Source organism: Stakelama sediminis, assembly GCF_014199335.1.
GTDB lineage: Bacteria > Pseudomonadota > Alphaproteobacteria > Sphingomonadales > Sphingomonadaceae > Sphingomonas > Sphingomonas sediminis.
Genome location: NZ_JACIJI010000008.1, coordinates 45,801 through 62,592, shown reverse-complemented (window position 1 = coordinate 62,592; position 16,792 = coordinate 45,801). Strand labels below are relative to the sequence as shown.

Below are 16,792 nucleotides of genomic sequence, written 5' to 3'. Positions count from 1 at the left end.
TCCGATAGCGCCCGGTTTCCTTACTCCGCCGCCTCGGGCAGTTCGCCGTCCTCATTATCCTCATGGGACTTGAGTTCGATGTTCAGGCCCAGCGAGCGCATTTCCTTCACCAGCACGTTGAAGCTTTCGGGGATACCCGCCTCGAACGTGTCGTCGCCCTTGACGATCGCCTCGTACACCTTGGTGCGGCCGACCACGTCGTCCGACTTCACCGTCAGCATTTCCTGAAGCGTATAGGCGGCGCCATAGGCCTGCAGCGCCCAGACCTCCATTTCCCCGAAACGCTGGCCGCCGAACTGCGCCTTACCGCCCAGCGGCTGCTGGGTGACGAGGCTGTACGGCCCGATCGAACGCGCGTGGATCTTGTCGTCGACCAGATGGTGCAGCTTCAGCATGTAGATGATGCCCACCGTGACCTTGCGGTCGAACGCGTCGCCGGTACGACCGTCATAGAGCCGCGACTGACCCGATGTGTCGAGGCCCGCCAGTTCCAGCATCGTGGAGACATCGGCTTCGCGCGCGCCGTCGAACACCGGGGTGCCCATCGGAATGCCCGTGCGGACATTCTCGACCAGTTCGGTGACCTGATCGGGTGTGCGCGAGTCGATATCGGCGACATATTGCTCGCCATAGATCTCCTTCAGGCGATCCTTGACCGCATCGGGCACTTCGCCTGCCTGCGCATCGGGATTGGCGTGACGCCAGTCCTCAAGCTGACGCGCAACCTGCATCCCCAGATTGCGTGCCGCCCAGCCGAGATGGGTTTCGAAAATCTGACCCACATTCATACGGCTGGGAACGCCCAGCGGGTTGAGCACAATGTCGACCGGCGTGCCGTCTTCCAGGAAGGGCATATCCTCCTGCGGCAGGATGCGGGAAATCACACCCTTGTTACCGTGACGGCCGGCCATTTTGTCGCCCGGCTGCAGCTTGCGCTTCACCGCGACGAAGACCTTCACCATCTTGAGCACGCCCGGCGGCAGCTCGTCGCCACGTTCCAGCTTCTCGCGCCGGTCGTGGAACTTGTCGGTGATCTTCTTGGCCGCCTCGTCATACTGTGCCTTGATGGCTTCGAGGTTCGACTGCACCGCATCGTCGGCAACCGCGAACTTCCACCATTCGTGGCGATCGACGCTTTCGAGCAGGTCGTCGTCGATGACCGAACCCTTTTTGACGCCCTTGGGCGCGGCGGTCGCGGTCTGGCCGAGCAGCATTTCCTTCAGCCGCGACCAGGTGGCGCGGTTGAGGATCGTGCGTTCGTCGTCCGAGTCCTTCTTCAGGCGCTCGATCTCCTCGCGCTCGATCGCCATCGCGCGTTCGTCCTTGTCGATGCCGTGGCGGTTGAACACGCGGACTTCGACGACGGTACCTGCAACGCCCGGCGGCAGACGCAGCGAGGTGTCGCGCACGTCGCTTGCCTTCTCGCCGAAGATCGCGCGCAGCAGCTTTTCCTCCGGCGTCATCGGGCTTTCGCCCTTCGGCGTGATCTTGCCGCACAGAATATCGCCCGGCTCCACCTCTGCACCGATATAGACGATGCCCGCCTCGTCGAGGTTGCGCAGCGCTTCTTCACCGACATTGGGAATGTCGCGGGTAATGTCTTCCGGCCCCAGCTTGGTGTCGCGGGCCATGACCTCGAACTCCTCGATATGGATCGAGGTGAAGACGTCATCCTTCACGATGCGTTCGGAAATGAGGATCGAGTCCTCATAATTGTAGCCGTTCCAGGGCATGAACGCGACCAGCGCGTTACGGCCCAGCGCCAGCTCACCGAACTCGGTCGAAGGACCGTCGGCGATCATGTCGCCGGCGTTCACGACGTCACCCACCTTCACCAGCGGACGCTGGTTGATACAGGTGTTCTGGTTCGAACGCTGGAACTTCATCAGCGTGTAGATGTCGACGCCCGATTCGGTCGGATCGACATCGCCGGTGGCGCGGATGACGATACGGGTCGCATCGACCTGATCGACGATACCCGCGCGCTTGGCGGCGATGGCGGCGCCGGAGTCGCGGGCCACCGTTTCTTCCATGCCGGTGCCGACGAAAGGCGCTTCCGCCTTCACCAGCGGCACGGCCTGACGCTGCATGTTCGATCCCATCAGCGCGCGGTTGGCGTCATCGTTTTCCAGAAACGGAATCAGCGAGGCCGCAACCGACACGAGCTGCTTCGGCGACACGTCCATCAGCGTCAGCGTATCGCGCATCGCCATCAGGAACTCACCGCCCTGACGCGCCGACACGATTTCCTCGACGAAGCTGCCGTCGTCGTTCAGCTCGGCGTTCGCCTGCGCGATGGTGTGCTTCTGCTCCTCCATCGCCGACAGATAGACGACATCATTGGTCACCTTGCCATCGATGATCTTGCGATAGGGGGTTTCGATAAAGCCGTATTTGTTGACGCGGCTGAACGTCGCAAGGCTGTTGATCAGACCGATGTTCGGGCCTTCCGGCGTCTCAATCGGGCAGATACGGCCATAGTGCGTCGGGTGAACGTCGCGGACTTCGAAGCCCGCGCGCTCACGCGTCAGACCGCCCGGCCCAAGTGCCGAAACGCGGCGCTTGTGCGTGACTTCGGACAGCGGGTTGGTCTGATCCATGAACTGCGAAAGCTGCGACGAGCCAAAGAACTCGCGCACCGCGGCGACCGCGGGCTTCGCATTGATCAGATCGTTCGGCATGACGGTCGAAACGTCGACCGAGCTCATGCGCTCCTTGACCGCGCGCTCCATGCGCAGCAGCCCGACGCGATACTGGTTTTCCAGCAGCTCGCCCACCGAACGCACGCGGCGGTTACCGAGATTGTCGATATCGTCGACTTCGCCCTTGCCGTCCTTCAGGTCGACCAGCGTCTTGACGACTGCCAGAATGTCCTCGGTGCGCAGCGTCGTCACCGTGTCCTCGGCATCGAGGTCAAGGCGCATGTTCAGCTTCACGCGGCCGACGGCCGACAGGTCATAGCGTTCGGGATCGAAGAACAGACCGGCAAACAGCGCTTCGGCGGTTTCCAGCGTCGGCGGTTCGCCGGGGCGCATGACGCGATAAATGTCGGAGAGCGCCTGCTGACGCTCTTCGGCCTTGTCGGCCTTCAGCGTGTTGCGAATCCACGGGCCGGTGGAAACATGGTCGATGTCGAGCAGGTCGATATGATCGAGCCCGGCCTTGTCGAGCTTTTCCAGATTTTCGGCCGAAACCTCGTCACCCGCCTCGATATAGATCTCGCCGGTCTTTTCGTTGATCAGGTCATAGGCCGAATAGCGGCCATAGATTTCTTCCGTCGGGATGAGCAGCGTTTCCAGCCCGTCCTTTTTCGCCTTGTTGGCGGCGCGTGGCGAAATCTTCTGGCCCGCCGGGAACATCACTTCGCCCGACGCGGCATCGACAATGTCGAACGCCGGCTTCTGACCGCGCCAGTTTTCCGGCGCGAACGGGATCTTCCAGCCGTCTTCGCCGCGTTCGAACTTCACGGTCGAATAAAAGTGGTTGAGAATCTCTTCGGAGTTCAGGCCCAGCGCATAGAGCAGCGAGGTGACCGGCAGCTTGCGCTTGCGGTCGATACGGACATTAACGATGTCCTTCGCGTCGAACTCGAAATCGAGCCAGGAGCCGCGATAGGGGATGACGCGTGCGGCGAAGAGATATTTGCCGCTGGCATGGGTCTTGCCGCGGTCATGGTCGAACAATACGCCCGGCGACCGGTGCATCTGGCTGACGATGACGCGTTCGGTGCCGTTGATGAAGAAGGTGCCGTTCCCGGTCATGAGCGGCATGTCGCCCATGTACACGTCCTGCTCCTTGATATCGAGAACGCTGCGAGCATCGGTATCGGGATCGACCTCGAACACGATCAGGCGCAGCGTGACGCGCATCGGCGCGGCATAGGTGATGCCCCGCTGGCGGCATTCCTCAACGTCGAACTTCGGCGGTTCCAGTTCGTAATGCACGAAGTCCAGCTCGGCGGTGCCGGCAAAGTCGCGGATCGGGAATACCGAGCGCAGCGTCTTTTCCAGACCCGATACGTAGCCGATCGACGGATCGGAACGCAGGAACTGTTCATAGGATTCGCGCTGAACCTCGATCAGGTTCGGCATTTGCACGACTTCGTGGATGTCGCCGAAAATTTTGCGGATGCGGCGCTTTTTCGTGCCGCCGTCGATTGCCTTGGTTGCCATGGGGGAGTGTCAGCCCTTCGCTTGCGTCATCAGTATTTCGGCCCGGCACCGCCGGGCAGGCACGCGAACAGACGCCAAAAAAGCCGCCGGCATTCTGTCGAATGGCCCGCAGCTTCAAAGCGTCGTGAAATCTCCGTCGATCTATCCCTGTGATGCGTTGCGCGACGACGCATCCTTTCCCGATCAGCGGGGATGCGCAGGATATAGGGGCAGGGGGCCGATCTGTAAAGGGCGCGCCGAAGCGTTTCCATTGTCGTCAAGTAATGACTCTCGCGCGAAAGTGCTCATTGTAACAATTGAACATAGTTTTCTGAACGTGCGATAAACGGACGCTGAACCTAATATAAATGAAGTAATTCTGTCGACAAAATGAGGCGGTTCATCCGGATGTGAAGCATTATCCGGAACTGCACTGTCGTTCTTTCCATTTTATTGGGGCTATGACGAAACCGATCAAAAGCTCGCTACTGGCCGGGGCGGCAGTTATTGCCGCTCTCGCCGGCTCTGCCGCCCCCGCGGCTGCCCAGAACCAGACGGACCCGTCCGGTCAGGGGACTGTCACCCAGTCCCGGACTCAATCCGACGTCCCGCCTCCGCTGGTGCAGACTCCGCAGCCGATCGTGACGCCTGCGCCGACACAGACGCAAAGCGTTCCGGACAGCGGCACGACGACCGCATCCCCGGCAGTTCCTACCGCTACAAGTCCGGTAATGCCGGTTATCCCCGGCACCGATCCGATGACGCAGACTGCGCCTGCCACCAGCACGGCAGTACCGGAGACGGCGTCTCCGATGGCCAGCCAGCCGACGTCGATGCCCGATACGACAGCGCCGGCCGTTCCCGCCATGACGGTCGAGCCTGCGCCCCAGGAACAGACAGCGCCGGTTTCCAGTCGCAAGACTGAAGCGACCAGGACTGAAAGCACCGCTTCGGCTCCGGCCAAAACGCACAGCGCCCCCGTGGTCGCGAAACCTGCGCCGGTGACGGCGGAAACTGCCAAGACTTCCGCGTCGGACAGCGTAACGGCGACCGATACGCAGCAGGCTGACCCTGCACCGATCGTGATGCCCGCCTCGCAGCCGGTGGCGCCGCAGCAACAGGCAAGTGCCGCACCGCAGGCGACGACCGGCGACTTCGACAGCCGTACCGCACTGTGGATCGCCCTTGCCGGACTGGCGGTGCTGGCAGCCGGTGCCGCGGCACTTATGCGCCGCAGCCGTAAGGAACGCGTCGAAACCGGCGCTGCTGTCGCCGCAGAGCCGGTAGTAACCCGCCCGGTTGCGCCTCAGCCCGAGCCCGCCTTTATGGCGCGGGAGCCGGTGGCGCCGACGCCGACGCCCGTTGCCCAACCGGCACCGGTACGCGCCGCTGCGATGCCTGCCTTCGAACCGGCAAGCTATGTGTCGGGACGCCATGAGCGTGCGGCGGAAGCTGGTCCGACCGCGGACAACCCCTTCCTGACGCGGAAAAATCGTTTGCGTCGCGCGCGGTTTTACGACCGTCAGGAACGACTGGCTGCCGAAGCGGCAACGACTTCCGATCGCGAGCACATCGCTGCACGCGAGCAAGCGCCCGCAGCACGCCCTGCGGTGGCCCGTCGCCAGCGTGCTGTTGCTCCGGCACCAGCACGCCCCGCATTCCGCTGGCCGAATACGGGCATGAAGCCCGCCTTCAGCAAGGGGTGAGGTGCGCCGGGGCGGTCGACACGATGCGTTGAACCGCCCCGGCCATGCGACCCGGGACATCACGGGCCGCATTGATCTTGCGGACAAGCCGTTTATGGCAAGCGCATCATGGTTCGTGTCCGCTTACCCTTTCCAACATTGTCCCTGACACGATTGCGTCCGTCGAGTTCTCTCGGCGGCGCAATCCTGTTTTCATCCGCGCTCGCACTGGCGACAGCCGCTCCCGCGCAAAATGTGCAGGGACCGGTCATTCCCGTACCGTCCCCTTTGCCGACACCCAGCCCGTCGCCAACGTCCGTGCCGCGTGTGACGCCGGAACGAACCTATATTACGCCGTCGCTCCAATCCTATTCGCTGCCGTCGCAAAACGGCGCGTCGACTGCGACCCCGTCGCCCACGCCGGTTCCCGCACCCACCCCCCGAGCCACCGCACCGCGCACAGCCCCGGTTCCGCGCCCCAGCCCGACGCCCGCACCGTCGCGCAGTCGGGAGACGGAGCGCGCACCATCGGCGGTCGCGCGCCCGTCACCTCGTGCAACGCCCACGCCCACGCCCACGCCGACCCCGACCGCAACGCCGACCCCGACCGCAACGCCGACCCCCGAACCATCGCCGCTGCCGGTCCCCGATATTACCGGTCAGCAGCATCAGCCGCAGGCCGTTCCCCAATCGAGCGGCTGGCCGCTATGGGCATGGCTGGCGCTGGGGGCAGGCGGCATCGCGGTATTGAGCCTGTTCGCGCTGTGGTGGGCGAGGCGGCGAAGGCGGGAAGCGCATTATGCCGAGGCGATGACCCGTTATCGCGAGCAAAAGCAGGCAGCGGCTCCTAGGCAAGCTGAACCGGAAGCGGCGGAGTCAGCCCAGTCGCAACCGGTCGCCACGCCGCAACCCGCTGCCGATCCGCAGCCAGCGCCTGCACCTGTGCCAGTTCCGGCCGCCGCTCGAACGGTGCCGTCCGGTCTGGTGACGACGCGGCTGGGCGCCGGACCTGCGCCGAACCCGGTACCGCGTCCGGGCGGCGAGGGGCTGCCGCTCGACATCACGCTGGCACCGCAATTGCTGAGCGTTGACGAAAAGGGCCTGAGCGCCCGCTTCGATGTCGTGCTGGCCAATCCGGGCGGAATGGCGGCGGAGGAGGTGGCGGTATCCACCTGGTTGCGCAGCGCCCATGCGGGGCAGGATGCCGAGTTCGCGCAACTGATCGCCGGACCGCCCAACGCCTTTGCCGCGCGCACCATGCTCGCGCCGGGAGAACAGCGCCGGGTGAATGCGCAACTCACTCTGGCATTGCAGCGCACCCAGATCATCCGCACGCAGGGCAGGCCCTATTGCGTACCGATGGTGATTGTCGATGTGCGATACCGGATGGCGGGTGCGCGCCGTGCCGCCGCGGCATTCATGCTGGGCGAACCGCGCGGCGACGGCAGCGCCAAGCTGGCCCCGCTGTTCCTCGACCGCGGTGCCCGTCAGCTAACGGCCATTGAGGCGCGCCGTCACCGGCTGGTGCAGGATTGAGAAAAGTCAGTCGATCTTTGCGGTCAGCGCGAGCGCCCGGTTCATCAGGCTGGCGAAGCTTTCCGTCTTCACGCCCGCATCGTCGCGATGCCAGTTGCCGGTGACCGCGAACCAGCGCCCGTCCTTGCGCCGGACAAGATAGTTCATCGCGATCACCCCCGGCTCCGATCCGCCCTTATAGCCGATATAGGCGAATTTCCCGGCGATATCGGCATTGGTGCCGGGATTGACCGCCATCAGTGTGAGCGCCGTGTCTCCGGCATTACGGCGCAGCCAGTCGAGCACCTTTGCCTCATCGGCGGGACTGGCGAACCATTCAACGCTGTCGACCGCCACCGGTTTGCCGGAAAAGACCGATTCACGCACCGGCTTGGCGAGCGCCGCCTTGTGTTGCGCAAGCACGGCCCGCCGCGCGTCCGGGGATGTCGCGCTCTGCCATGCGGCAAGGATTTCGGCATTGGCCGGGTCTTTCAGGGCGAACGCCTGCGCGGTGGTCAGGACGGGCAGGGTGCGATCCGGCTGAGCCACGCCGGTTGCGCTGACCATCGCGTCGACCTTGTCCGGTCCCAGCGCACCGATCAGCGTATCAGTGGCGCTGTTGTCGCTTTGCGAAAGCATGAAGGTGGTCAGCGATTGCAGCGTCAGCGGCGCACCATCCGGCCAGCTTGAAAGTGTCCCGCCGGGCAGGTTGGTATGCACCAGCGGGAGAATATCCGACCAGTGGCGCGTGCCGTCCGCAACCTGCTGCGCGGCGGCGGCCAGCACCCATAATTTGAAACTGGAACCGAGCGGGGCGGATAGTTCGGGCTTCATACCGGCCAGCAGTTTCGGTGCCCCGTCGCTCAGCGCATAGATGGCATAGCCGGACTGTCCCGGCAGCGTTTTGAACGACGCTTCCAGTTGCGACAGCGTATCGCCGCGCGGTTCGGTGCCGGTGATGAGCAGGCCGGTCACCCGATGCGGCGTGTTCGGATCGACGGCGATCCGCATCGTCGCCACACCTTTGGTAAACCCGACACGCAGGGTTGCGGCGAAGGGCGTGGCGGGGGTGATCTTTTCGATGGAAACCGGCGTGCCGATAGCGGCCTCCACCTGCTTCATCAGTGCATCCAGCTTTGCCTTCGGCACCTGTTCGCGGAATGCGGCGGAGAAGTAGGCGTTATAGTTGCCTTCGCCCTTCAGGATCGGGATGAGTTCGCCGATCCGGTCGGTCAGGGAAACCGACGCATCGATGCTGTTCATCGTGTCCTGAAAGGGTGTTCGGGCGACTGCCGGTGCTGCGGATAGTATCAGCACCGCTGTGATTGCGCTGGCAAGGCGGATCATTCCAGTCTCTCCCGTCACGGGCGTTAAGCGTCGATTGTTTCCTCATCCAGCCGCCCGGCATTTTCCTGAATGAAGGCGAAGCGGTGGGCCGGGTTATTGCCCATCAGCCGGTTGACCAGATCCTTCACGCCTGCGCGCTCCTCATATTCCTGCGGCAGGGTGATGCGGATCAGGTTGCGGCTTTTCGGGTCCATGGTGGTTTCGCGAAGCTGGGCCGGGTTCATTTCGCCCAGTCCCTTGAAGCGGGCCACCTCGACCTTCTTGCCCTTGAACTGGTTCGCCTCGATCTGCGCACGATGCGCATCGTCGCGGGCGTAAAGCGATTTGGTCCCGGCGGTCAGGCGATAGAGCGGCGGCTGAGCCAGGAAGACATGCCCCTGCCGGACAATATCGGCCATTTCCTGAAAGAAGAAGGTCATCAGCAGCGTGGCAATATGCGCGCCGTCCACATCGGCGTCGGTCATGATGATGATGCGTTCATAGCGCAGATTGGCGGGGTCGCAGTCCTTGCGCGTGCCGCATCCCAGCGCCTGAATCAGGTCGGCGATTTCCTGATTGGCGAGGATCTTCGCCGATGTTGCCGAGGCGACGTTCAGGATCTTGCCGCGGATCGGCAGGATCGCCTGGGTCTTGCGGTCGCGTGCCTGTTTGGCGGAGCCGCCCGCCGAATCGCCTTCGACGATGAACAGTTCGGAGCCTTCGGGGTCGTCCGAGGCGCAATCGGTCAGCTTGCCGGGCAGGCGCAGCTTGCGTGCGGAGGTGGCGGTCTTGCGCTTGACCTCACGCTCCTGCTTGCGGCGCAGGCGTTCCTCCATGCGCTCGGTGACATAGCCGAGCAGTGCCTTGCCGCGCTCCATATTGGCGGTGAGGAAATGGTCGAAATGATCGCGTACCGCGCGCTCGACCAGCCCGGCGGCTTCGGGGGAGGTGAGGCGGTCCTTGGTCTGGCTCTGAAATTGCGGATCGCGGATGAATACCGACAGCATCAGTTCGCTGCCCGTCATCACATCGTCGGCGGTAATATCCTTCGCCTTTTTCTGACCGATCAGTTCGCCGAACGCGCGAATGCCCTTGGTCAGCGCAGCGCGAAGCCCGGTTTCATGCGTGCCGCCATCGGGGGTAGGGATGGTGTTGCAGTACCAGCTATAGCTGCCGTCGCTCCATAGCGGCCAAGCGACCGCCCATTCGACTTTGCCCTGACTGTCGGGAAAATCCTGGCTGCCGGAAAAAAAGTCGGCAGAGGCGCATTCGCGCTTGCCCACCTGTTCCTTTAGATGATCGGCCAGCCCGCCGGGAAACTGGAACACCGCCTCGGCCGGGATGTCCGTACCCTCGATCAGCGCGGGGTCGCACTTCCAGCGGATTTCGACACCGGCGAACAGATAGGCCTTGGAGCGCGCAAGCCGATAGAGGCGGGCCGGTTTGAAGTTCAGTTCCTTGCCGAAAATCTCCGTATCGGGCGTAAAGCGCACCATCGTGCCGCGCCGGTTGGGCGTGCCGCCCAGATGTTCGAGCGGACCCAATGTCACACCGCGCGAAAAATGCTGGCGATAAAGCTGCCGGTCGCGCGCCACCTCAATCACCGTATCGGAGGACAGTGCATTGACGACACTGACCCCGACCCCGTGCAGGCCGCCCGATGTCGCATAGGCCTTGCCGGTAAACTTGCCGCCGGAATGCAGCGTGGAAAGAATGACTTCCAGTGCCGACTTGTCGGGAAATTTCGGATGCGGGTCGATCGGAATGCCGCGACCATTGTCGGTGATGGTCAGCCGGTTTCCGGGTTCCAGCGTCATCTCGATCCGGCTGGCATGGCCCGCCACCGCTTCGTCCATCGCATTGTCGAGCACTTCGGCGGCGAGATGATGCAGCGCGCGCTCGTCGGTCCCGCCGATATACATGCCGGGGCGGCGGCGTACCGGCTCCAGCCCTTCGAGCACTTCGATCGAAGATGCATCGTAGCTGGATGATTCGGCGGGGGCGGAAGCGAACAGATCGTCGTCGGACATGGCATAGCTATAGGAGCGCACGGCTTCGCTTGCCAAGAGCGTCCGATAGCTGCGCTATGTCAGGATACGAGCACCGGTTGTCCGCAGCGCACACCCGTCACCCAGACGTCTGCCTGACCATAATGCACGCCCAGCGCACCGGTCGCCAGATTGACCAGTCCGTCCAGCGCGGGGGCCACGGTGGTAAGCTGCGATGCCACGGCGTTGCCGATCGGACCGGTATTGACGGAAAGCAGGCCCGCCGCGCTGACCTTCAGCTTTATCCGGGATGCCAGACTGGACACGATACCCTGTACCGCTGTGCTGCCCGATACCGTTTGCGGGTCGCCGTCGGCGATCTGGGCGTCGTTGAAACGAAGCGTATGCCATGGCTCATCGCCGCCAAGGTCGATCGTGGCGCTGCCGTCGACCTTCAGCAACAGGGCGTTGATGAGATGGGCGTCGCTGATCGCCGGTTCACGGGAAAAATCGTCCAGCGTACCGGTGTCGATGGTGCCGATTGCCGCCTTGCCGAGTCCGCTGCGCGCATCGATCGTGACATGTCGTGCATTCCCGTCACAGGAAATCCTGTCGAGTCGGGCCTCACCGCTCGCCAGTTCGGCATAGATTGGCAGGTCGATGCTGGCGAGGGTGCTGAGACCGGGCAGTGCCGTCGAACCTGTCCGGTTTTCGATATAGAGGCGGGCCTGCGCGGTGCGGATGACCGGATTGCCGCTATCGGTAATCGCGATCCATGGCGAGCTTTCAGGCCGCTGTCCGATCGCCAGCCAGACCCGCGACTGCGCAATCCCCGGTACCGCCGCCGACAGGTCGAACGCCACCTGCCGCTTGTCATTGGCCAGTTCGAGCAGCGCGGTCGCCAGCGACAGGGCATTGACCCGGACCAGCGCACCGCCGCCATCGTCCTGCGTGCCCAGCGGTCCAAGGTCGATAAGGCTGGACAGCGGTTTGCCGGTGCCGCTGGCTGCGCTGGCGAGCCGGGTAAGGGCGTTCTGGGCGGTGCCTGCCGGTAACGCGCCCCCGACAGCGGCCAGTGCCTGCGGGCCGCTGACCGAGGATTTCAGAATGTCGTTGAAGCTGACCGCCTTCAGATTTGCCTGTGTATTGAGTTGTTTCAGAAACCCCAGCAAGTCGACATTCGCGCTGGCCAAAGCCTGATAATCCATGACGCTGAGCGAGACCTGACTGCCGGTCAGCGCCGACAAATAGGCGTTCAGCAATCCGCCATCGAGTTTGAGCAGCCGCGTGCCGATGCTGAAACTTGCCAGATTGGCGCGTGTTGCCGTTGCCTTGCGTACGACCGTGATGCTGTCCTTGCCGAAAAAACGCGCCAGAAATGTCGGGGATTGCGTGGTCAGCGTGACTTTCACTGCATTCGGGTGGACGCCGCCGGATGAAAAGCGGGTGGCGATGTCGCTGTCGGAGCGGTCATAGGTGCCGGATGTGGTGACGACGTCGATCTTGCGATCCCATCCCGACGCATCGACCATGTCCTGCGCACGTTCCTGCGCATCAGCGGCATCAGTGGCGGCGGCAAGGGCGGCGGAATCGGCAATTCCCTGCAAGCGTCGGCTTTCAAGCTGGGCTGAACCCAGATCGACCGCCAGTGCTCCTGCACCCAGCAGCATCGGCAGGGCTGCGCCGATCAGGATCGCGGCATTGCCGCGCCGGTCGTGTCGCAGCCGTGCATATAGTCGCTTCATGAAATACCTCCCCTGGCGATAACGGCCCGCCGCTCGATCATGGGATCGGGCACCGGGATAAGATGTGTGGAAATCAGGGGGACGCGGCTGGCGTCGATCCGCACCGTCACCATGACATCCTTGCCATCTTCGCGAATGCTGTGGCTGATATCGGACAGCTTCACGCTATCGAGCGAAGCTGCTTCGCGGGAAATGGTGGTTCCGGCGAGGCTGGCGCGCTCGGCCCCGGTGAGTCCCGCAATCGTCGAGCGGGCGGCATCATTGGCAAGTTGCTGGGCGCTATGGGCCAGCAGAAAATATTGTCCGTATGTGAGAATGCCGAGGATCAGATAGAGCAACAACGGCAGTGTAATCGCGAATTCCACCAGTGCCACACCGCGGCGATCCGTGGGCAAGGTTGCGAATGGGTGAAATGAAAAGACCATGGGCCGATTCGTACGGCACCGGGCGTTTGCTTTACTCTACCCGATCCCAAGACCGGACTTGCAAAAATTGCGTAATATCGATGCCGGAAACTAGAAGAAAACAGATATGGTAAGGGAAATTACTAAGTATAAACCCTTAGTATTGCATACTCTACTTACTAAACGCGCAAAAATATTGCGCCGCAACAAATGTGCTGCGACGCAATATTGTGATTTGGGCTATGATACCGGACTCAGCGCACGCGCGGGCCGCCATAGGGCAGCGGCGGCGGCGGGCGGCGGTCGCGGCGCGGGAGCTGTGCCTGATAGGCGTGGCCGCAATGCTCGACGCAGTAGGGGAAGCCCGGATTCACCTTGTCTCCGCAGAAATGAAAGTCGGGTTCGCCGGGATGGCCCATCGGCCATTTGCAGATTTTGTCATTGAGGTCGAGCAGCGACGTTTTGTCGGCAACCTCCGGTGACGGCTTGGCGGGCACCAGCCGCCGCGGCGGTGCCGGTGTTGCCGGGGGGGCCTGATCGCCGGGGTTCTGACGCACAAAGCCGCCGGGGCCGACAGAGCGAACCATAGGCCGGGGCTTTTCATCTTCTGCGTCCTCCTCCTGTGCCTTCGCGGCCGGGGGCGGTGGCGCGGGAGCCGGTGCCGGAGAGGGCGGCGGTGCGGGTTTGGATGCCGCCTTCGGGGCGGGGGCAGGCCTGGCGGCCTTGGCCGGTTTGGCGTCGCCCTCATTGCTCTTCACAGGGGACGGGCGCGATTGCAGGCCCAGCCGATGGGCCTTGCCGATCACTGCATTACGGCTGACACCGCCCAGTTCCTCGGCGATCTGGCTTGCCGTCATGCCCGATTCCCACATTTTTTTAAGCGTGGAAATGCGTTCTTCGGTCCAGCTCATTCGTCAAAATCCTCAAACATGTGCGCAGCACCGGGTTGCAGGACTTCGCGGCAATGGCTAGGCGAAAAGCCATGACCGACCAGCCCGTTTCCGGTGACGACAGACTGACCGAACCCGGTATTGCGGTATTCCGCAATGTCAACTGGGCCGGTCTGTGGACCCTCTATATCAAGGAGGTGCGCCGTTTCTTCAAGGTGCAGTTGCAAACTGTCTGGGCACCGGCGATCACGACCCTGTTGTATCTGGTGATTTTCACCCTTGCGCTGGGCGGGCGGGGCCGCGGCATGGTGGAAGGCGTGTCCTTCGCCGACTTTATCGCGCCGGGCCTGATCATCATGGGGATGCTCAACAACGCGTTCCAGAATGCCAGCTTTTCCCTGCTTGTCGGCAAGATACAGGGGACGATCGTCGATTACCTGATGCCGCCGCTTTCGGTGGGCGAACTGCTTGCCGGGCTGGCAGGCGGCGCGGTGACGCGTGCGCTGTGCGTCGGCGGAACGGTCTGGCTGGCCATGCTGTTGTGGCCGGGCGTGCATGCCACGCCGCATCATATCTGGGCCATTATCTGGTTCGGCCTGCTGGGATCGCTGTTTCTCGCGTTCATGGGTGTGCTGACGTCGATCTGGGCTGAGAAGTTCGACCATTCGGCCGCCGTCACCAATTTCGTGATCGCGCCGCTGACGCTGCTGTCGGGGACGTTCTACTCGATCGACCGGCTGGCACCGGCATTTCAGGCGATCAGCCACGCCAATCCGTTCTTCTATATCATTTCCGGTTTTCGCTACGGTTTTCTGGGGATCAGCGACTCGCCGGTTCTGATCGGCGCGCTGGTGGTGCTTGGCCTTGATATCGTGCTGGGCCTGCTGTGCTACACGCTGCTGAAACGCGGCTGGAAGATCAAGAACTGATCGGCGCGCGCTCAGGCGTTCAGCCGGCCCTGCCCGATCAAAGCGACAGTTTCAGCGCCACCGATGCGACGTGATCGTCACTGTCGGCACCGCCGGGAACGAAGCCGTGCTGTTCGATATATCCGACTTCCAGCCCGGCGACCTTCGATACCGGGAAAGAGAGTGCGGCCATATTCCGCATCCGGTTCTCGCCGGTGATCTTCTGGTAGGGTACGGAATTGAGATTGACGAAACTTTCATGGCTGATCGAGAATTTGATGCCGTGTGACCCGAGTGGCAGCGAATATTTGACATAGGGACGCAGCCGCCATCCGGTCCCGGTTGCACCGTCACGCCAGCGGGTTTCCAGCCGCATCCGCGCGCTGATTGCGCCGGGCCCGATATGGATCAGATTGTTGAAGGTCACCTCTTCGCGCGCACGATGTTCCATCACGGTGAAATCGCCACCGGCATAGTTGGGATCATGCACATAGCCCGCCCCGATCATAATCATCGGACTGATCTGGTAGTTGAGCAGCGTATCGCTTTCCAGCTCATACAGGCCGTTGCGATTGTCGCTGAACCGCGCGGTCAGCTCCTGCGAAATACTCCAGCCGTCGCCTAGTTTTACCTTGGCGCTGGTATTGGTCCACAGTTGCGCATCATCTTTGGCCCAGGCGCTGACAGGTGCTGTGCAGCAGGCAAGCAAAACGACGAGTCGAAGCATGTTTCGGGTCAACATGCCGCGCCCAATATAGAACTTATGCAATATTACAATAGCAGAAACTTTTGTGTAATAAAAGTGTAAAAATTGCAACGTTGGTTTTGCTCTGAAGGCGGGCATATTGACGCCCGCCACCTCTGGCTCGTACACGGCATCCGGGCGGTCGGTTGGACCGCCCTTTGTGTTTTCCGGAGTTCGATTCGGTCAGTTTGAAGGAGCAGTGCCCATGACTATCACCCCGCTCATGCCCGTTTACCCGCGGTGCGATGTGCGTCCGGTGCGAGGGGAGGGCTGCTACCTGATCGGCGAGCGCGGCGAACGCTATCTGGATTTCGCCAGCGGCATCGCCGTTAATGCGCTGGGCCACGGCCATCCGCACCTGACCAAGGCCATTCAGGAGCAGGCGGCAACGCTGATGCATGTGTCGAACATGTACGGCAGCCCGCAGGGCGAGAAGCTGGCCAAGCGGATCGTCGACCATTGTTTTGCCGACACGGTGTTCTTCACCAATTCGGGCGCGGAAGCGGTCGAGTGCGCGATCAAGACCGCGCGGCGTTACCACTATGCCGACGGCAATCCGCAGAAACATACGCTGATTACGTTCAACAGCGCGTTTCACGGACGTACGCTGGGCGCGATTTCGGCGACCAATCAGCCGAAGATGCGCGACGGGTTCGAGCCGTTGCTGCCCGGTTTCGCCTATGCCCCGTTCAACGATCTCGACGCCGCGCTGGCGCTGGTCGATGAGAATACTGCCGGGTTTCTGGTCGAGCCGGTGCAGGGCGAGGGCGGTATCCGTCCCGCGACGCAGGAATTTCTGAAAGGGCTGCGCAAGGCGGCGGATGAGAAGGGGCTGCTGCTGGTGCTGGACGAGGTCCAGTGCGGCTATGGCCGGACCGGAACCTGGTTCGCGCATGAGCAATATGGCATCACGCCCGACATTCTGGCCTCGGCCAAGGGGATCGGCGGCGGCTTCCCGCTGGGGGCGTGCCTTGCCACCGAGGAAGCGGCCAAGGGTATGGTGTTCGGTACCCACGGTTCGACCTATGGCGGCAATCCGCTGGCGATGGCGGCGGGCGAGGCGATCCTCGACGTGATGTTCGAAGACGGTTTCCTCGACCGGGTGAAGACGATGGGCGAGCGCCTGCGTTCCGGGCTGGAACAGATGATTCCCAATCACGACCAGTTGTTCGACAGCGTGCGCGGCATGGGGTTGATGCTTGGTCTCAAGCTGAAGGAACCGGCGGTGAGCCGCGATTTCGTCGCGCATTGCCGCGATAATCACGGGTTGTTGCTGGTCGCGGCCGGGGACAATGTCGTGCGCATGTTGCCGCCGCTGGTGATCGAGGAAGATCATATCAGCGAGTGCATCGAAAAACTGAGCGAAGCAGCGCGCGTCTATACGCCGCCTGCCGATGATTGAGATTAACCGGAAGGCGCCGGGTGCGCCTCCGAC

General features: G+C 62.7%; 11 protein-coding genes. 4 read left to right on the top strand and 7 right to left on the bottom strand.

Features of this window, described 5'->3' with window-relative positions; all coding sequences use genetic code 11:
• Positions 1 to 20: 20 nt before the first annotated feature.
• Positions 21 to 4,172: a DNA-directed RNA polymerase subunit beta gene (rpoB, locus tag FHR23_RS14945; RefSeq protein WP_184005591.1), complete on the bottom strand. Its 4,152-nt coding sequence runs from the start codon at positions 4,170 to 4,172 to the stop codon at positions 21 to 23.
• Positions 4,173 to 4,612: 440 nt separating this feature from the next.
• On the opposite strand from rpoB, the gene FHR23_RS14940 reads away from it, so the two are divergent.
• On the top strand, positions 4,613 to 5,857 hold the full coding sequence (locus tag FHR23_RS14940) for a hypothetical protein (RefSeq protein ID WP_184005589.1): 1,245 nt from the start codon (positions 4,613 to 4,615) through the stop codon (positions 5,855 to 5,857).
• A 108-nt stretch (positions 5,858 to 5,965) separates the two neighbouring features.
• Positions 5,966 to 7,372 (top strand): hypothetical protein, encoded by a 1,407-nt coding sequence (locus tag FHR23_RS14935; RefSeq protein ID WP_184005587.1) that lies wholly within the window; start codon positions 5,966 to 5,968, stop codon positions 7,370 to 7,372.
• Positions 7,373 to 7,378: 6 nt separating this feature from the next.
• Here the strand turns inward: FHR23_RS14935 and FHR23_RS14930 are convergent, their stop codons facing one another.
• The 5 genes from FHR23_RS14930 to FHR23_RS14910 form a co-directional block, all read right to left on the bottom strand.
• Positions 7,379 to 8,698: a serine hydrolase gene (locus tag FHR23_RS14930; RefSeq protein ID WP_184005585.1), complete on the bottom strand. Its 1,320-nt coding sequence runs from the start codon at positions 8,696 to 8,698 to the stop codon at positions 7,379 to 7,381.
• 23 nt (positions 8,699 to 8,721) lie between these two features.
• Entirely contained in the window at positions 8,722 to 10,707 is a 1,986-nt protein-coding gene (gene parE, locus FHR23_RS14925; RefSeq protein WP_184005663.1) for a DNA topoisomerase IV subunit B, read from the bottom strand.
• A gap of 59 nt (positions 10,708 to 10,766) precedes the next feature.
• Positions 10,767 to 12,410 (bottom strand): TadG family pilus assembly protein, encoded by a 1,644-nt coding sequence (locus FHR23_RS14920; protein WP_184005583.1) that lies wholly within the window; start codon positions 12,408 to 12,410, stop codon positions 10,767 to 10,769.
• A complete protein-coding gene (locus FHR23_RS14915; RefSeq protein ID WP_221227562.1) occupies positions 12,407 to 12,835 on the bottom strand; it encodes a TadE/TadG family type IV pilus assembly protein in 429 nt (142 codons plus the stop codon). Before FHR23_RS14915 ends, FHR23_RS14920 begins: the two co-directional genes overlap by 4 nt.
• Before the next feature lie 233 nt (positions 12,836 to 13,068).
• Positions 13,069 to 13,725 carry a GcrA family cell cycle regulator gene (locus FHR23_RS14910; protein ID WP_184005579.1) on the bottom strand — a complete coding sequence of 219 codons (657 nt, stop codon included), beginning with the start codon at positions 13,723 to 13,725 and terminating at the stop codon, positions 13,069 to 13,071.
• Between the two features lie 71 nt (positions 13,726 to 13,796).
• Between FHR23_RS14910 and FHR23_RS14905 the strand changes: the two genes are divergently transcribed.
• Positions 13,797 to 14,633 carry an ABC transporter permease gene (locus tag FHR23_RS14905; protein ID WP_184005577.1) on the top strand — a complete coding sequence of 279 codons (837 nt, stop codon included), beginning with the start codon at positions 13,797 to 13,799 and terminating at the stop codon, positions 14,631 to 14,633.
• Positions 14,634 to 14,670: 37 nt separating this feature from the next.
• Here FHR23_RS14905 and FHR23_RS14900 read toward each other — a convergent pair whose 3' ends face one another.
• Positions 14,671 to 15,339 carry a DUF2490 domain-containing protein gene (locus FHR23_RS14900; RefSeq protein ID WP_184005575.1) on the bottom strand — a complete coding sequence of 223 codons (669 nt, stop codon included), beginning with the start codon at positions 15,337 to 15,339 and terminating at the stop codon, positions 14,671 to 14,673.
• 223 nt (positions 15,340 to 15,562) lie between these two features.
• Here FHR23_RS14900 and FHR23_RS14895 point away from each other — a divergent pair, with 223 nt between their 5' ends.
• A complete protein-coding gene (locus FHR23_RS14895; protein ID WP_184005573.1) occupies positions 15,563 to 16,759 on the top strand; it encodes an aspartate aminotransferase family protein in 1,197 nt (398 codons plus the stop codon).
• The last annotated feature ends 33 nt before the right edge of the window (positions 16,760 to 16,792 follow it).